Below are 15,424 nucleotides of genomic sequence, written 5' to 3'. Positions count from 1 at the left end.
TGGTTAAAGATTATCCGTAAGCGAAAATTGAGTGAGATATTTTAGATATGAACATCAATTTCTCATAAACCCTTATTCATAAAATTTCTCAGAAAAACTACTGCACAATGGCCATCAGCTCTATTTTTAAGTCATCAAAGCCGTTCGGTACATAAATACAGATAGACTCAGACTTAATCATCTCATCATACAGCTCACCGACTGGTTCAATAGTGAAGTAGCTAAAGCCTGGTCTTACCGGTATCGCACTAGGTACTTGGGTGACATGCGAGACTGGCGACCCCGGTAGTGCTGATAGTACCCGCTTCTCTACCGCGTCTGGCGTTGCCACTTTAAAGCGTCTTGGCACGATATCAATGAGTTCATGCATCGGTAGCGATGAGCTAACAGACAGATACAGCTGTGAGCTGCGAGTAATCTTGTCACTGCTCAGCTCCCCTGTGTAGTAAGACGATTTATTTTGACGCAAAGGAATAGAGATAAAGTTGCTAGCAATCACCGTATTGAGCAGCTCACGAATGATCAGAATGATATTAATAAAAGACTCATTGGCATTGTTATGCTGATAGGAGGGCAAATCACCTACTTTATATAATGAGCTAAAGGTCGCCAATTGACTGGCAACATTCAATAACGCCTCATAAAGCCGTTCTGGATGTAGTTTGGCATTATTGTATAAATGGCTGAGCTGAGAGTATGCGGTATTCAGCGTATGTAAAAGCCAAAAAGACGCAATATCTGATGAGCGAAACTCCAACAAATCATTGTTAGATTGACGATGATGGTCATAGAGAGAGGTGGACTTGGTATTAATCATCGTCATCAAGCGATAGACTTGGTTGACCAATGCAGGATTACTGGTGATATGGACGCTAGGTACAATATAATCCTCGTCCACTTGGTAGACACCTTGGGTGGTACGCAGCAACTTAGCAACTAGTAAAGAGACAGTATCTTGACTGGGCGCTTGAGCAGAATGGCTCAGCTGCAAGCTTGGCGACAGTTGAATAACATCGATCATCGCTTCGGCAGCTTGACTGTACAGGTCTTGTGCCTCGACCGTATTTCTCACATAGCGTGCTGGGTTATCGCTTTGTTCTGTCTGTATATTGCTACCGCCACTATGAACAATCTCAAGGCTCAAAAACACAAATATCTCATCGTCGTTACTGTGAGTATCAAGCGTGATTGGCTTTGGCAGCGCATCGGTACGTGGCGCTTGATAGATAGTGCCGTCTGGTAGCACACCGTAGATGCTTTGGAAGCTTAATAAATTGCTCTCTAGCAACTGCTTATCAATTTGTACGTCTGCTATACCATAAGCATAAGGGTGCATCAGTGTCATACTTAGTGCACGTTGCGAGTTATGATAGCTGTCTTGAATCTGAAAATGCTGGGGTCTTAAAAACAGCCCCTCTCCCCATAATACTCTATGTTTACTCAAGGCTATCTCCTACAGGCAGCTAACCAGCGGTTGCTGATAATATTTAAGTTTGGTGGTAAAGTCAGGCACTAACTCTGGATTGACGCCTTCTTTGATATTGATATCACAAGCGCCAACATTTAAAACCAGTGCTTGGTCAAAATCGATACTATCAAGTGGTATCAATACCTGCGAGCGTTTTTGCGTATGTCTCAGTCCAACTTTGATGGCAATAAACTGTGCATCCTGTGGAATACTTAGCTTAAGACTCGTGGCACGATTGGGAATGACGCTAACTTCTTTAGCAGCCCGCTCCTCTACCTCGGCGAATTGATTCTCTTCTTCTAAAAATCCAATATAAGCCGTACTCGCAGTGCCTTGTTTGGCACGTCCAGCATTGGCATTAGCCGCAGGCAGAATTTGCAGAGTAATACTTTGGCGTTTTAGCTGTTCTTGTAATGCTTTTTGCTCGTCATTCATTGACTCAAGCCTTTGTTGCTGCTGCTCTAGTTGCGCTTTTAGATTTTGCAAATCTTCATTCATTACCGTGCTTTTATGGCTAATAACGTCTTTCATGCTATCGATGACGGAGGCTTCGTTAGTGGTGCCTGACTTGCCAGCCAGTACAGACGCAGTACTATCAGACTTACTAGCACCACTGAGGCTACATCCTGATAGCGTGGTCGTTAATACACAACCAAGAGCCACTGCCGCTATAGATAATTTCATACATTTGTCCATATTATTTCTGTATTTTGCTTTGTTATTGTCGTTATTGACTGGTCAAAATCTCTGCCATTTGCGGGCGACCAAGCACGCCTTTTTTGCGCAGCTCAACATGGCCCAAATCCATCATACGCCAGTCGCCACCCCACACTAGTCCAGCCGATTTTGCTACTTTACCATATAACTTGTAGCCCTGCATCGCCCATGGATCCTTTTCAGTAATCACAATTTTACCATTTCTAATAAAGGCGCTATCGCCTGCTAGACCAAACTGATGATAGCTCTTATAAGATCCTGCCTTGGTGACATTTGGGCCTTTTTTGAGTAAGCGTGCTTGCCTTCCCGGACTGCGATAGCCCTCTAGCAGCACCATGTCATAACCATACTGATCACTCATCACCTTATAGACAGTCAACAGCCGTTGGACAAACTCAGAGTTCATCTTATTCCAATTACGGTCAGCATTTCTGATGTTAATGTGCCCATTGCTGATATGCGATGCCAAAATATCACCCGAGTAGCCCGTACTGTGGTCTTGGGTATTTAAATCAGACAGGTCAGGTTCAGGGAGCATTAAAGGCCTTTGTATTGGTGACGCGTCCGTCGCCACCTCTGGCCAATAGCCCTCGTCGGTTTGCGTGGCTTGATAGCTGGCAATCTCTGCTTCTAGCTCAGCGAAAAGCTCGGCGGGCGGCTCAGGTGGTGGGCGCAAACGCTCCCCGACCAGTAGTTGACTGATTTGCGAATTGGCGGTATTCAGTGAGTCATCTTGAGCATGATAAACCTCAAGAGAGTTATGCGTAATCAGAAAATAACACCCCGCTGTCGTCGTGAGAATGGCTAAGACAGATAAAACAGGAACGATAGCAATGCTGTGATACGAGATACGTGGCACAACTGGCAGCTTGAGCGTGGGGCGTCGAAATTTAATCGCTGAGATGCCTTGCCAAGCAGTGCTCACCTTATTAAACAGTCGCTCATACAGCTGACGATCAAAAAGCATGATAATCACTGTAATGGAGACAAGCGTAAAAAGGATAACGACCAAATAAATCATAAGGAAAACAATGGCACAGTGAGGCATAAAGAAAAATAGCGGGCAAAGTATTGGAAAATACTAATGTTCAGCCATCAGCATGTCGTAGCTGGCTATTATATAGACAGATGAGATGTTTTTTTATAAAAAACCCAACTTAATTGTATTTTTTATTAACTGGCTATATTGACTAGTGATATAGCATGGCGATGAGCAAAAATCGAGAATAAAAACCATTCTAAGCTATTTAACCAAGCAAAGTAATGATACATGGTAGCGAGAAATCTTCAAATACCATAAACTACCTCTAATAAAATTATGTAGATAAGGGGTATAGCAAGTGGGCGTAAAAAAGCTAATAACTTATGGGCGCTATGCTCTTGCAATTTTTTTAGTCATTTATCTATTATTGGTTTGGATGTACTTTAAAGATAATACGCTGCAACTTACCTCTGCAAGACTTCTACTATGGTTTGTAATTATTCCAATAACTTTGTTTGGCTTTATCATGTTTATTAGATGGCGACAAAAAAAATCAGAAGCAGAAAAACCAGATCTGGCTCAGAAAGTAAGCAAAAAAATGAAGATTCCACCTATCTATTCCTATCAATTGTTTATAGATAGTAGTATCTGTCTACCCGAAGGGACTGATTGGTCTGAGATTATAGACAATGATGACGATCTCACAGTATTGAGTGAGGCGCTATCAGACTTTGACGGCTTACCAATATTAACCAAGCCGATTGAGGGTGTCTTCACCGAACAAGCAGCGCTCTACGCTTACGATGATGAGCTAGATAACGAAGCATATCCTAAAGACGCGGCTGAAAGCCTAAATGAGCTAACCTTGCGTCTATGGGCATTGATTGATAATCAACTTACCGCAAGTGATGATGCACTAAGTGTACTGGCTCAGCATTTCGAGCGCATTATGCAACAAAATATCCATGAGCCAGATTCCGCTCTCAGTATCCATCCAGAATGGCAGCAACACTATATCGCGAGCGCACAGGAAGACACTTCTGCAGATGCCAACCTCCCCGTTATTTCACTGTCTACGTTGTCTGTTTATTTGTCTATTCCTGAACTGGCTGATGCTAATTATCTGGTTGAAAGGCTAAAACAGCAATTGGCAACCTATGGTATTCCCGAGCAGCTACTCACTATTCAGACCATCATCGCTGATGAAGACCCAAATGTTCCTAATAAAAATACTCGTCATACAAATTCTTCTCATAATAGCCATGACGGTGCTGATAAAGAGACCTATCAGCCGCTGCAATTTATTCATGAGCAACTTATTGCCTTGACCAAAGCTTCAACCCCCGAGATTTGTCTTTTTATCACTGTCGACTCGCAGATTAATGAGCAATGGCTTGAAGCAAACTTATATGCAGACAACGCCTCCAATCTCTTACTTACCGAAGCCGGTGTATTGCTGATTTTTTATAACAAAGCCGCCAAAGACCTTCTCGATCTAGATCACAAGGTGCGTTTTTCCATGACTGAAATTGGCGATGCGCTACCCAATGACGCCAGTAGTATGGCCGCTGAAGTACCGAAGCAGGCTTATAACAATACTCGCCAGCATTATTTAGCAAATTTAAAGACGATAAAACAGCTGTTACTAGATAATTCATTTGCTCTATTAGATCGCCATGACGACAAAACCAAGGTAGAAGAAAAAAAGTCAGCGCAGGCCATTGACAATAAAACAACAATGACAGATGCATTAAGTGAAAATAGCATCACCCTCTTGTCAGACATTAATCCAGCAACACAACCCTACGACTTATCCCTACTTATGACATTTATCGATGAATTTATAGCGCAAGGGGCGCTAGTAAATGACCACCATTTAGGGCATTATATGCCTCTGAACTCATGGTTACAGCCTTTTTTAAGTCTCGCACTGTTAGTCAGCGCCGCCAAAGACCAGCCACAGGAGTCTGACATTAAACTCCTTATTACCCAACATAAGCGCTGCTGCGTAGTATGGCTTGCGGAATCCAACCAAACGCTTTAGCCACTTTTAGTTCAGTTAATATTGCTCGTTTTATCGCTTATATCAGTCATTGTTTATGATGAAATGATGACTCTCTATTATTTCAAGATCACATTAGGTAGCAGGCATGTTCTCAAGGTTTTTTCATCTCATCTACAATCCAAGAGTGTTATTGGTCTTAGCTATCATAGTCGCTCTGGTCTTACTCTATGATTATGTCGCGCTACAAACCTTCTTCGTCATTATCGGTGTCTCCATAACCTGTCTGCTACTAGCATGGTTTGGCTACTACTGGTGGAAAAAGCGTAAAAAGGCGGCCGCTGAGCTCGCTGATTTAGTAGAAGACAATAACGATGAAGGCGCTAATAGTGTCAATAGTAGTGCCGCTAAAGACGAGAATGCACAGGAAGTACAGGCCTTACGTCAGCAAATGCAAGACGCCATTAAGACCATTCGCAAGTCAAAAATTGGCGATCAAACTGGCAAAGCTGCATTGTACGAATTGCCATGGTATATGGTCATTGGTAACCCGGCAGCGGGTAAAAGCTCGGCGGTACTTCACTCTGGGCTAAAATTCCCGTTTATGGAAAAAACCAACAAGCTGTCGGTACAAGGTGTCGGCGGTACTCGTAACTGTGATTGGTTTTTTTCTACTGAAGGCATACTACTCGATACCGCAGGACGCTACTCTGCCTACGAAGATGACCGCTCAGAATGGCTGTCGTTTTTAAACCTATTGAAGAAGAACCGCCCCAAAGCGCCTATCAACGGTATTATTATCGCCGTTAGTATCGCTGAGCTTACCAAAAATGACCCCAGTTACGCACTGGACTTGGCCAAAAACCTGCGTAGCCGTGTGCAAGATTTAACAGAGCAATTAGAAGTTTATGCCCCCGTTTATGTGGTCTTCACAAAAATGGATTTGGTATCAGGCTTCCGTGACTTTTTTAATGATTACGAGCAAGAAGAGCGCGGGCAAGTATGGGGCGCGACGATTCCCTATCCCGAAGACCCTGATAGCATCAATATCAGCGATGTGTTTGAAGAGCATTTTGGCGTGCTGGTCAACGGTCTAAAAGACCTTAGCACCACTAAGTTGTCTCTGCGTCACCAACGTACGGTATCTCCAAGTCTGATGACTTTTCCCATGGAATTCCAGTCACTGCGTCCGATGATTAGAACGCTGATGCACGCCTTATTCGAAGACAACCCTTTTCAGTTTAAGCCCATACTACGCGGATTTTATTTCACCAGTGCCTTACAAGAAGGGCAAGTCAGCAGTCAAATGACCTTGCAGATGGTGCAAAATTACGACCTGCAACCGCCAGCAGTGCCTTTAAGTGCTCAGCAAGAAGCTGCTGACAAGCCTTACTTCTTGCATGATTTATTTTCTAAAGTCATCTTAAAAGACAAGCATTTGGTCAAACAACATAAAAACCGCAACAAGCGTAGCCATCGCGCGCTGGCCACCCTCGCCTCTGTGGTGGTGTTATGTACAGCGGTTGGTTTATGGACTTGGTCTTATGCCAATAACAAGCAATTGACTGAACGTGTAGAGGCTGACTTACAGCAAGTCGCGCTGATGCAAAAAAATGCTAATGGTGATTTGCAGTCGCAACTTGAGTCGCTTACTATCCTGCAAAGCCGAATAGAGCAACTCGAAGGCTACGACGAGGATCGTCCGTTGTCGCTGAGCTTTGGGTTATATCAAGGAGATAAGCTCAAGAAAAAACTGCTATCTGAATACTATAATGGTGTAGGCATTATCGTGTTAGCGCCTACCAAACAAAACATTGAAAGGTTTCTGACCGACGTCAATACGAATGCGGCAGATCTAAAGGTGCAGGAGGCAGCAACCTCAGCAGTCGAATCCGAAACCGTGAGTAACGACGCTTATATACAATCTGACCCTACCGACGTAGAGGATGCTTATAATGCGCTGAAAGCTTATCTGATGCTGGGCAATCATGAGCACTTAGAAACCAGCCATTTGAGCGATCAGATGACACGTTTTTGGCGCACTTGGCTTGAGTCCAACCGTGCTGATATGCCACGTGACAAGATGATTCGTCAGGCTGAGCGCATCTTAAGCTTTACGCTTGCTCATGTCGACGACCCCGCCTTTCCATTGATTCAAAATGACTTGGGGCTGGTGGATAAAACCCGTACGACGTTGTCTAAAGCCAGTAAAGGCCAGCCTGCCCGTGAGCGTGTCTATTCTGAGATTAAAATGCGCTCCTCTGCTCGCTTTCCATCGGTGACTGTCGCACAAATCACCCAAGACAGTGCCAATGAAGTACTGCTAGGCAGTTATGTGATCTCCGGCACCTTTACCAAGCAAGCATGGGAATCGTTCGTGAGTGATGAGATCGATAGAGCTGCTACCAATAGAGTGGTTGCCGACGATTGGGTACTTGCGACCAGTAGCAAAGATGATTTGACACTGACAGGCAGCCCTGAGCAAATCCGTCAATATCTGGTCAATCGCTACAAACAAGAGTACATCATTGAGTGGAAGCGCTTTTTATCACAGGTCTACATCCGTGATAGTAAAGGCTTCGACGATCATGCGCTCTTATTAAATCAGCTGTCTAACGCCACCGAATCACCGCTGAAAACACTATTTGAGACGGTAGATCGTCAGACCCAGTGGGACAATAAAGCCGCAAACCAACCCGCAGCGAATGGCTCCAACTCTCGGCGCTCATTTGTCAATTGGTTCAAGCAAACGATCCTGCGTCAAAGCCCAGCTGAGCTTCGTCAAGCAGAAGCGGCGATGAATAATGGCAATAATAACAGTACTAATGAGGCGGCCATCCCTGCCAGCACCGGCATGGTAGCGCAGGAGTTCTCCTCAATACACAACCTAGTCACCCCAAGAGAGGACAATCAAGACTTATCGCTATTAGACAACTATTTGGCAAGCTTAGGAGATATTAGAACGCGGTTCAATAACATAGCCCGTAGCGATGATATCGGTCCTGATGCCTTGTTATTTGCTTCGCAAACGCTCAGCACTGAAGGCTCAGAGATGACCAAGTCCTTGCAGATCTTAGATGAGCAAATACTTAGCCAAGCCAACTCTGAAATAAAACAGCTGGTACGTCCATTATTAAGCGAGCCGCTAACTCGCTCATTTACGATGCTCCTCACCCCGACTAAGGCTGAGATTAATAAAGTCTGGCAAGCACAAGTATACAAGCCCTTTTTGGATAACTTGGGCAATAAATATCCATTTACCGCCAATGCTAACTTGGAGGCAACCCCTGCTGAGATTGGACAATTCTTCGGGGAAGATGGCTATGTCGCCAAGTTCGTCAACGAAACCTTATCGCCCTTTATCATCCGCCGAGGCGATCAAATCTCAAGTAAAATTTGGAATGGTGCAGGCTTAGGTCTGAATCCTAAGTTCGTCGCTGATTTTGGCAGATATTTTGTCAACTATACCGGTGGCAATGCCGGAAGCTCTTCAGGTGCGAGTGGTGGCAGTGCCACTGCCAATCAAACCACATTCCAAATCATGCCTTTACCGGTTAGCGGTTTGACCGAATATACGATCGTCGTTGATGGACAGCAGCTGCGTTATCGTATGGGTACGCAAGCATGGACAACGTTTGTATGGCCAAATCCAAGTAGCCAACCAGGAGCCAGCATCAGAGCCAAAAACTACGATGGCAAGGATTACACCATATTTGAGGAAGCTGGTAGCTTTGGCGTTGAAAGACTGATCAATAGTGCTCGCCGCACTGAGCTTGGCGACAATATCTTTGAGATGGCATGGTCAGGTGATGGCATCACTATTCCGGTACGTTTTAGAATCATCAGTGGTAGCAGTAGCACAGCCAGTCAAGGGCGCTCTAACAACCCCTTTACTGGTATGAAACTCCCTAACGAGGTGATTGCCCTTGGGGTCACACGTACGGCAAGACCTGTTACGGACAACAGTGCAGCGGCTAATACCTCTAATAGTAATAATGCTCGCGAATCAACCGGTCAAAATACTGAGCAAACGAGCACAGCCCCTTCAGTAGCAGGCGTGTTGAACTTGGCTCCTAGTACAGACGCCAATACAGATGTCAATACCAGTGCTACTACGAGTAACGCTCAGAACACTGAGGACAATAGTGGCAATGGCGCACAAACTGCCTCGTCTCCAACTACGGCTACCTCTGAGCCGCGGGAGTCAACGCCATGACTCCTGAATCACTACCCTTAGTTTATTTTGGCAAATTACCAGCTCGTGGAGACTTTATTAGGGCGCGCGCTCATATCGCTGAGACCAATGCGATTGATCAATGGGTCAGTCAAGCCTTGGCTATATCAGAAAACTTATTCAGTGACGCGAGTGACTCGTTGATAGACAGCCCACCGACGAACAACATTGCTTTTTTGAACTTTAGTCACGTAGATACGGTATCTAACGAGATTATTACTGGCGTCCTGCTTCCTAGTCATGACAGTAGCCATAGAAACTATCCGCTTATCGGTTTTGGTGTGCTTCATCTCGATAAACCAAAAAGCTGGATGAACTACCTACCCGTTAAGTCATTAACGCTGTGGAATGAGACTTATGAAGTCCTGAGCGTGGCTAAATCTAAAACCGATAGCGCTGAGGTTATGGCGGGTCTGAACGACGGTCAGCTTACCGTCAATAAAAACGCCAGTACCCACTATTACGATTTTATCAATACCACCACATTGCACGACATCGCGATATTGATGAACATCAGTAAATCACAACTGATACAACAAATCATAGCCACAGGCTTGTTATTCTTACCGACTTATAGCAAAGGCTTTAGCGGTCTGAATAAAGCCATATACTGGACTCTGACCTCCGATAGAGAAAATGCCATACATATGGCGACTTTTTGGCATGATCTTATTAGCGGTTTTTATCAGCCACACCAGCTTTATCTGAATACGTATCTGTACCGAGTTTCAAACTGCTACCGCCTACTCCTGAGCTTTACCAAGCCGGACGGTCGCATGCTTAGCCAGCTGGCAAGTAGTGAGGACAGTCATCCCGATGATTGGGTAATCATTGCTCATAGTGACTGGACACAAAGCTATATCGATGAAGATATCGGCTTGACTCGGTTTAACAAAATATTGTTGCAAGATGACCTTTATCTGTACGATACTAGACAACTGTTTAAAAAAACCTTCTTGGCACAGTAGCTATTCGATAATTGGTCGTTAACAAGCATGCTCTCAATAACAGTAAGATTAGAAAAGGTATTTTTATGCTAGCCCAAGTCTCAACCACAATACCTAAATTAACACGTCGTAAAAAAAGCCTATTATTCGCTGCTGTTACTTTGTCTATGAGTGCTGCGGTGTTTGCGGCTCATAATGATGCTCATATTAATAATAGCCCTGAAGATGTGCCTGTGGTCATTAAAGGTGTCGTGGCTACCAGCTCGGATAAGCAGCAACTCCTTGAAAAGCTAAAGGCGCAATACCCTAACAAGCCCGTCAGAGATGAGATCGAAGTGCGTTCTAACATTAGCATACCGACCAACTGGCAACAGGTAGCGACCGCTATTATCGATAGTGATATCTCCAATATCCGTCAGGGTCGTATTGATATTCATGGGACTACCATTAGCTTGCATGGCAAGGTGAGCAGCATTGAGCAAAAGCAAGCCATCCAAAACCGGATACACACGCGCCTCACCGATCTTTACCAATTAGAAAATCAATTGGTCGTCGTAGAAGGTGAGCAGCGACTTATCGATGACACCTTGGGCAACCGTATCGTCGAGTTTGAATCCGGCAGCGCCAAGTTGACCTCAATGGGTCTGGGTATTCTAGACGATATGGCTGGCGTCCTGCAGCGAGTTGGCGATAAGCCGGTGACCATCATTGGACATACCGACAATGTGGGCAACCCAAGTGCCAATCTGGTCTTATCTAACAAGCGTGCCGAAGCGGTTAAGCAATACCTCATCGGTCGTAACATTGATGCGGCCCGTCTAAGTACCGCTGGTAAAGGTGACGCTGATCCTATCGCGAGTAATGACAATGAAGAAGGACGCACTCGTAACCGCCGGATCGAATTTACCCTTGGTGAATAACGCTGCTATATACGTTGATTGTGGCAGCTAAGCACTGATGCTTATGATGCCGTCTCTGACACAAGAGGGACTACCCCTATGTTACGCTTGACCAACACCGTGCTTCCGATGCACCCTGATAGGCTGTATGCGATTGAAGGCAATAGCCAAGCCCCTTACGCCAGTGCTCGACAAGATATGGCTGCTCACCGAGCGTGGCTACAGAAACTGACTCATGCTCATGAGGAAGCGCACATCATCGCTCAGCTAAACCCCAACGGCTGTCACCAGCACGAGCAGCACGGTATTGATACCTATCTATTACACGTCTATATCCATGAGCGCCATCATCCCCCTTTCACACCGTTGACGGCTTTAATCGGTAGCCCATTAACCTTGAGCTTTGATACTCCGAGCGGATTGACCTATCGTCATCTCCATATCACAGCCATTCGTCAATTGGATCATGATGGCAGTTATGGCTATTACCGTCTGCTGGCACAGCCGATTACCTATCGCTTGCATCAGCATCTACATAGTCAAATAGACACCAACTTATCTGTTTTTAATATGGTTTCAGAGCGCCTCAGCACACTAGATGTGGACGTGGTCGATGACAGCAGCAATGGTGAAAATGATACGAACTGGATACCCGCTCGCATGACTCAGTGGCAAATGAGTCACTGGTCGCATATTTGTGAGCGGCTCGCGCGTCAAGGTCTGACGGCTTATCTGCGCCATGAGCAAACGGACGATCACAGCCCGCCGAAGCTCATTATCACCTCCGCCCATCCCAGCGATAGCGACGGTATCAGCGTGAACATTGGCGCATTATGCTATCAACAAATATTACACGACCGTGTCCATACGCCTGTCTTGGCCATCAGTGAGCAGGTCATCACCCAACCAAACTCAGTAACGATGCAGCGTTTCAATGCAGCAAATGTCGCACACCCAACCCAGTCAGCCGATATTACGACGAGCAATAGTGAGGATAAAGAAAACAATCAAACGAGTAGCCATTCACTCACTTTAGACAGCCCAGCCGCCTTTGCACCAGTAACCGACACCGAGAGTATTGATGATGCCAGCATAGTCGCTCACAGCCATCAAAGCAGATATAGCGTCTATCACGCCCTCGCCCATGCCACGGATTTGAGTGTTGCTGATACTTTTATGCTTGTCGATCACAGTGCGCTCAATCAACACTACCGTGCTACCCATATCGTTCATTTGGCACGCAATAGTCTGGCGCATGTGACTGGACTCACCATAAGCCGCCGCCATCATCAGCGTCATGCTTCCAGTTTAGAAGCTGGCATTCATTTAACCCAGCTTCGCCTCATTACCGCTGATACTCCATGGGTCGGTCCTTTATACAGCAGGCATGCCCTACCACCGATGACGGGGATCTCTGAAATGCAAAATGAGATGGATAGCCGTAACCATATGACGCCCACGCGCAGCTATTTACTGGATAGTCCAGCTCAGCCTATCAATCGCCTTGAGGCACAAGCGGGCGCTAACTATGGCACACACTTCACCCATAGAGCGGACGACCAAACTCTGATGCAATCTATCGGCGATAGCGAGCATCTGATTAATACGGGTAGCTTATTATCATCAAGTCGCCCTAGCTTATTTGCCACAGACAACGAACAAGCGGTTGAAAGCGGTTATCGCAACACGGGCAACGGCCTGTCTGAATGGGTGACTGACCATCGCACAGAAAAAGCTTACTCTCAGCTAAAAGTAGACAGTGCTGGGATATCTGCCAGTCTAAAAATGGGCATTATCAATCCATCAGATACCGCCAAACGTCAAGGCATCAATGCGGCTACCAATGCCCAAATCAATATCAAATCAGGTGAAGCGCTCGTCCTCTCCACTCAACCGCAAACCCACGCTCAATCTGGACAGCATAACTACCAACAGCATACCCCGACTCTGACCCAAACGAGCCTTGGCGGTCAGCATCTAACGGAGCGGTTAACGCAACTAGCAACAGGACTAGGCAGAAACGTTAAAGACCATGCCAATATTAAGACTCAGTTAGAGAGTATCGCCAAGGAACAAGACACTAAAACCCATCAGCAAACACCTTACACGCTAATCGACAGCGCAGCAGACACAAGTTATGTCAGCGAAGATACGCTGATTCACAGAAGCATGGGTGAGATGATTAGTACTACGCAAACGGACATGATGATTGGTAGTGGCGATAGCCATAATCAAGTCAGTAGTGAGTCACTCAATATAGTAGCCGATGGTCAGTTTAGCATGACCAATGCGAAAGAGAATATCACCCTCTCAGCGCATACAGGCAAACTGGAAGCGACTGCTAAGCAAGATGTAAACATCGCCTCTTCGACCAAAGCCGTTGAAATAGTCGCAACGAATAAGATTACGCTGACGGCGGGTGGTGCGAGTATTACTTTGGATGGGGCTAATATTACGATATCGGCAAAGCAGTTTACGGAGAAAGGTGGTAAGCATAGTAAGACTAGTGGTGGAACGGATGGTTTGGGGTTGGCGGGGTTGCCTAGCATAATTCCTGATAAAAAGACGCTGATGGATGGTGTTTATAGTTTGGCGTATCAGTTTTTGGATGACGATGATGAGCCTTATACTAATACGTCTTACACTGCTATTAATAAACAGACGGGCGAAGAGTTCAAAGGTGTCACTAATGAAGACGGATGGTCAGAGCGCTTTCACTCTAATAGCGAAGATGAGATTGAGGTTCATCTAGAGCTTGGTTGGCAGGATGATGAATTAAAAGGTGCAGAATAATGAGTCAAAAATCTAATGGTAATACTGGTCCTTCTGATCCTTTTAAAGTGCTTAGGATCAGCCGTCGTGAGTTTACGGTTCATTTTAGACAGCCAACCGACATGGCTGGACGTTATGGCTTTGACTATCCGCGAGATGCTGACAGATATCCAATAGAAGAGGTAACAGAACCCACAACAGGTAAACGTACTCACAAAGCATTATTTAGAGGTAATCTTTCTAATTTTAAAGATATTTACCTCAAAAATGCTATGTACTCACCATTTTTACATAAATACAATTACTTACCTGCATGGTTGGCTATCTTTCCTTATACCACTAACAGTGTTTATAGAGGCGGCTCATCCATGCATAAAGATGGAGTAAAACTAGATATTGAGCTTCAACAACTAATTGGAGACACCTCTAAACTATCAGCCAGTAAATATACGAAGCTAGAGTTTGTATCTTCAAACCCAAGTAAGCTTACTGTTTCGCCTTCAAGTATGTCAATTAAAGACTTTATCAGTCGAGGACATAAAACTACCGTAGTTGATAGGGCTAATAAGAAAGCTCGGAAGGATTATATTCTCAAAAGAGCGATATTGATTAAGGGAGTAAAAAACCAGCCACTTAGCAAGCATGAAAGTATCACTGTTTACGCTATTTCTGCTAACTCGAAAGACTTAGTAGGAGAGTTGATGGTTCATAAAAATAGTCAGACATACAAAGCCGATTTAGTATTGGTGCCTACTAAAACATCTACAGGTATAAACAAAAAAGCCTCAGAATCTATAGAATGGTATTTGAAATACAAATCATTCAACCAAGCACTCATAAGAGCAGAGATTAAAACTGAAGAGCCATTCGATTTGAACAAATTTGATACTAACACTGATATAGAGTCTTATATAAAGCGTGCAAAGAAGAATAGTCATACTCCTAAATCAGCAAGTGATGGAATTATTACTGCATATGATAAATATGGGCTGGGAAAACATGAAGATAAGAGTGGTAATATTTTATCCATTAATCAAAAAGGGCATAAAAAAACTTACATTTTTTTATTAGATTTTGATATAACAGGCTTAAATGGTCGAGCACCTCCAGATTATTCTACTGGGAAATTTTCATTTGGCAACGTTGTTTTAATTTTCAAATCAGGTCTAAGCAATTATGAGACTTTAGTTCATGAAATAGCCCATAGCCTGGGAGTACCCCACATATTTGAGCCTAGCTTTGCTAACCAATATAAATTCTATCAAGGGTTTAGTGATAAAGTGATGGATTATACTTGGCAACTTGGTACTGGAAGCGATAATCCAAATTCACGTATTTCATTTGCAAGGTATCAGTGGAATCTAATGCAAAAAGATCCCAGTATATACAAGCTATAAGAGGTC

Annotated in this window: 9 protein-coding genes; 6 read left to right on the top strand and 3 right to left on the bottom strand. The window is 44.6% G+C overall.

Annotation, left to right across the window (positions count from 1 at the left end; translation table 11 throughout):
- Positions 1-97 precede the first annotated feature (97 nt).
- From tssK to IE130_RS14110, 3 genes are read right to left on the bottom strand one after another with little or no spacing between them, the layout of a single operon-like run.
- Entirely contained in the window at positions 98-1,444 is a 1,347-nt protein-coding gene (tssK, locus tag IE130_RS01690; protein ID WP_189580769.1) for a type VI secretion system baseplate subunit TssK, read from the bottom strand.
- Between the two features lie 9 nt (positions 1,445-1,453).
- Positions 1,454-2,152, bottom strand: a complete 699-nt coding sequence (locus tag IE130_RS01685) for a hypothetical protein (protein WP_189580755.1) — start codon at positions 2,150-2,152, stop codon at positions 1,454-1,456.
- A 43-nt stretch (positions 2,153-2,195) separates the two neighbouring features.
- Positions 2,196-3,152, bottom strand: a complete 957-nt coding sequence (locus IE130_RS14110; RefSeq protein ID WP_201574397.1) for a M15 family metallopeptidase — start codon at positions 3,150-3,152, stop codon at positions 2,196-2,198.
- 541 nt (positions 3,153-3,693) lie between these two features.
- On the opposite strand from IE130_RS14110, the gene IE130_RS01675 reads away from it, so the two are divergent.
- From IE130_RS01675 to IE130_RS01650, 6 genes are all read left to right on the top strand, one after another.
- Positions 3,694-5,211 (top strand): hypothetical protein, encoded by a 1,518-nt coding sequence (locus tag IE130_RS01675; protein WP_189580752.1) that lies wholly within the window; start codon positions 3,694-3,696, stop codon positions 5,209-5,211.
- 106 nt (positions 5,212-5,317) lie between these two features.
- Positions 5,318-9,385, top strand: coding sequence for a type VI secretion system membrane subunit TssM (gene tssM / locus IE130_RS01670; protein WP_189580749.1), 4,068 nt, complete (start codon positions 5,318-5,320; stop codon positions 9,383-9,385).
- Positions 9,382-10,371, top strand: a complete 990-nt coding sequence (gene tagF, locus IE130_RS01665) for a type VI secretion system-associated protein TagF (protein WP_189580732.1) — start codon at positions 9,382-9,384, stop codon at positions 10,369-10,371. Before tssM ends, tagF begins: the two co-directional genes overlap by 4 nt.
- Positions 10,372-10,436: 65 nt before the next feature.
- Positions 10,437-11,270 carry an OmpA family protein gene (locus IE130_RS01660; RefSeq protein ID WP_189580729.1) on the top strand — a complete coding sequence of 278 codons (834 nt, stop codon included), beginning with the start codon at positions 10,437-10,439 and terminating at the stop codon, positions 11,268-11,270.
- 78 nt (positions 11,271-11,348) lie between these two features.
- Positions 11,349-14,042, top strand: a complete 2,694-nt coding sequence (locus tag IE130_RS01655) for a DUF2345 domain-containing protein (RefSeq protein WP_189580726.1) — start codon at positions 11,349-11,351, stop codon at positions 14,040-14,042.
- The gene (locus IE130_RS01650; protein ID WP_189580723.1) at positions 14,042-15,418 is read left to right on the top strand and encodes a hypothetical protein; all 1,377 of its coding nucleotides are present in this window, start codon (positions 14,042-14,044) and stop codon (positions 15,416-15,418) included. Before IE130_RS01655 ends, IE130_RS01650 begins: the two co-directional genes overlap by 1 nt.
- The last annotated feature ends 6 nt before the right edge of the window (positions 15,419-15,424 follow it).

The organism is Psychrobacter glaciei (assembly GCF_014652895.1).
Taxonomy (GTDB): Bacteria; Pseudomonadota; Gammaproteobacteria; order Pseudomonadales; family Moraxellaceae; genus Psychrobacter; species Psychrobacter glaciei.
The sequence above is the reverse complement of the archived record's forward strand: the minus strand, read 5'-3'. Positions and strand labels throughout refer to the sequence as shown.

Bases quoted from the DNA above. Each gene is read 5' to 3' on its own strand.
- IE130_RS01685 (WP_189580755.1), bottom strand. From the start codon at position 2,152: ATGAAATTATCTATAGCGGCAGTGGCTCTTGGTTGTGTATTAACGACC.
- IE130_RS14110 (WP_201574397.1), bottom strand. From the start codon at position 3,152: ATGCTTTTTGATCGTCAGCTGTATGAGCGACTGTTTAATAAGGTGAGC.
- IE130_RS01675 (WP_189580752.1), top strand. From the start codon at position 3,694: ATGTTTATTAGATGGCGACAAAAAAAATCAGAAGCAGAAAAACCAGAT.
- tssM (WP_189580749.1), top strand. From the start codon at position 5,318: ATGTTCTCAAGGTTTTTTCATCTCATCTACAATCCAAGAGTGTTATTG.
- tagF (WP_189580732.1), top strand. From the start codon at position 9,382: ATGACTCCTGAATCACTACCCTTAGTTTATTTTGGCAAATTACCAGCT.
- IE130_RS01660 (WP_189580729.1), top strand. From the start codon at position 10,437: ATGCTAGCCCAAGTCTCAACCACAATACCTAAATTAACACGTCGTAAA.
- IE130_RS01655 (WP_189580726.1), top strand. From the start codon at position 11,349: ATGTTACGCTTGACCAACACCGTGCTTCCGATGCACCCTGATAGGCTG.
- IE130_RS01650 (WP_189580723.1), top strand. From the start codon at position 14,042: ATGAGTCAAAAATCTAATGGTAATACTGGTCCTTCTGATCCTTTTAAA.